The sequence below is a fragment of the Pelotomaculum terephthalicicum JT genome, assembly GCF_022410535.1.
Taxonomy (GTDB): domain Bacteria; phylum Bacillota; class Desulfotomaculia; order Desulfotomaculales; family Pelotomaculaceae; genus Pelotomaculum_D; species Pelotomaculum_D terephthalicicum.
The window spans coordinates 1-2,432 of record NZ_JAKNBL010000085.1 but is presented as its reverse complement, the minus strand read 5'-3'; the positions used below and the strand labels follow the sequence as shown (position 1 = coordinate 2,432).

Annotated in this window: 2 protein-coding genes; both read left to right on the top strand. The window is 48.5% G+C overall.

Annotation, left to right across the window (positions count from 1 at the left end; all coding sequences use genetic code 11):
• Window positions 1–2,174 (top strand): RHS repeat-associated core domain-containing protein (locus tag L9W92_RS18530; RefSeq protein WP_282442422.1); only part of this gene is annotated, 2,174 nt, incomplete at its 5' end.
• Window positions 2,131–2,418: a hypothetical protein gene (locus L9W92_RS18525; RefSeq protein WP_240085217.1), complete on the top strand. Its 288-nt coding sequence runs from the start codon at window positions 2,131–2,133 to the stop codon at window positions 2,416–2,418. The genes L9W92_RS18530 and L9W92_RS18525, both read left to right, overlap by 44 nt.
• The last annotated feature ends 14 nt before the right edge of the window (window positions 2,419–2,432 follow it).

The following is a 2,432-nucleotide window of genomic DNA, read 5'->3' as shown; positions in this document are numbered from 1 at the left end:
TCAACCGGTTGATATCAATCACCGATCCCGGCGGCAGCACAGAAACCTACACACTCGACGGTAACGGCAACCAGACTGCTAAAACAGACCAGAATGGACACACAACCACATATACCTATGACGCTTTGAATAGAATAACCAATGTAACAGATGCTTTTAGCAACATAGAAGTTATAGAATATGATCCGCTCGGTAACAAAACCAGCGTGACCGACCGGCGCGGCAACACGACCACATTTACTTACGACCAGTGCGCCAGGCTGCTCACGACAACCGACCCGGCAAACCACACCACCACTTACACCTATGACCTGGCCGGCAATCGACTTAGCCTCACCGACCCCCGCGGCGCCAGTTGGACATACGCTTATGACGATAACAACAGGCTGGTTGTAGTGACCGACCCACTCGGTCATATCAGCACGACTGAGTATGACAGTGTCGGCAACGCCGTCTACAGCACCGACGCCAACAACGTGTCAACCGCCTTCGGCTATGACCCGTTAAACAGACTGGTCTCCGTCACCGACGCTCTGGGTTATACCACAAACTACACCTATGACAATAGCGGCAACCTGACTGCGGTCACCAATGCTAAAGGACAAACCTATACATATACCTACGACGCGTTAAACCGGCTATTGGAAGAAGAAGACCCACTGGGCAACACCAGCCATAAGACATACGATCCGGTTGGCAATCTAACTGCCAAAACCAAGCCAGACGGTTCAAACATTAATTATACCTACAACGCCAACAACCGCCTGACAAACATTGATTACCCGAATAACACCGGAGTCAGCTATACTTACGACGCAAACGGCAACCGTACAGCCATGACAGACCCGGCAGGCACCACCGGCTACAGCTACGACAGCTTAAACCGGCTTACCTCGGTGACAAGAGACGTATACTCCGTAGGCTACGAATACGATCAGGCCGGAAATATAACGTCGTTAACCTACCCCGGCGGTCTGCGGGTCAGTTACACATACAACAGCCTGAACCTGCCGGTATCGGTGTCCGATTCCGTTTACTCCATCGCAATCACTTATGACCAAGCCGGCAACCGGACCGGAGAAATTTTGCCCAACGGCATAAACGTAAATTATGCTTACGACCTGAACGGCCGTCTGACCGAGCTCAAGCACCTTAGCGGGTCGGATGTCATCGCAAGAGCGGCATACACCCTGGACAACGTCGGCAACCGTATCAATGCAACAGATGAGCAAGGTAACACCACCCATTACACCTATGACGATCTTTATCAACTAACCAGAGTAGAATATCCCGACAACGAGATAGTAAATTATACATACGATCCGGCAGACAACAGAACAAGCGCGAATGGTGTTGCCTATACCTACGATAAGGCGAACCGCCTGATCCATGCAGGTGCAAATACCTATGGTTACGACCTTAACGGCAGCCTGACATCAGTCAGTGGGGCCGCCTACAACGATTACAGCTACAATTACGACTACGAAAACCGGATGATTAACTTCTCCGACGGAACCCGAACCATCCAGTATACTTACGACGGCGACGGCAACCGTCTCAACCAGAGCGTATCCGTATCGGGTTCAGTTTACGGCTCAGACGAATGTAGTTATATTTATGATATCAACACAGGAATACCGCGCATGCTCGTAGAAAAGGATGATACGGGAAATACAAATAATTATACCTACGCCGGCAGGCTTCTGAGCAGGATCGACCCCGCGGACACCGTATACTATCACCAAGATGGTCTGGGCAGCATTTCGATAATAAGCGATGTCTACGGCAACCCTCTCAACCGCTACACATACGATGCTTTCGGCAGCCCGCGTTCGGTTTCTGAGAGTGTTTACAACCCGTTCCGTTTCACCGGGGAGCCTTACGATGCAAGCGGCTTGATTTACTTACGTGCAAGATACTATGATCCGGTTACCGGCAGGTTCTTAAGTCAGGATACGTTCAACGGAAAGCTTAACGACCCGCTTTCACAGAACAGATATGTTTACTGTGGGAATAACCCGGTGCTGTATGTGGATCCGAGCGGCCACCTGGAAGTATGTCCACCGTGGACATCATTATCAGATTTTGAATCTGATTGGGCAGGAAGGGAAATTTTATGGCATTACTTGTATGCATTACTTGTATGGAAAAGGCGAAGAAATTTTTGTTTATGATAATGATTGGACGAGTTATATGGAGAAAAATGAAATACTTACAAGTAAAGTAGCCAATATAGTAAAAGGATATGCATCTGAAGTTTATAATGGAAGTACAGTTGATTTTGATAGAACCATTTCAATGGAAATTGTTTCCGCTAGCCTAAAATGGCCGAAAGCTGACGGTATTGCCTGTCCGGAACTTGCTGGATATAATGACCATATTACAGCAAAGGAAAAAGGATGTCTCCGTTGTGCATGATCTGTTAGCGCAGA